1 rRNA gene is annotated in these 220 nt (G+C 52.7%); it reads left to right on the forward strand.

Going from position 1 to position 220, the window contains the following annotated elements:
* A 23S ribosomal RNA gene (locus ACZ92H_RS29850) occupies positions 1-220 on the forward strand; the annotation flags it as partial.

Raw genomic sequence — 220 nt, forward strand, 5'->3', positions numbered from 1 at the left:
CGAGATTCCCAAAGTAGCGGCGAGCGAAATGGGAAGAGCCTGTACGTGATAGTCGGACCGATAACAAAATCCTCTGGAAAGTGGAGCCATAGTGGGTGATAGCCCCGTATGTGAAATCGGACCGGTGGTACTAAGCGTACGACAAGTAGGGCGGGACACGTGACATCCTGTCTGAATATGGGGGGACCATCCTCCAAGGCTAAATACTCGTAATCGACCG

It is taken from the genome of Janthinobacterium foliorum (assembly GCF_978021625.1).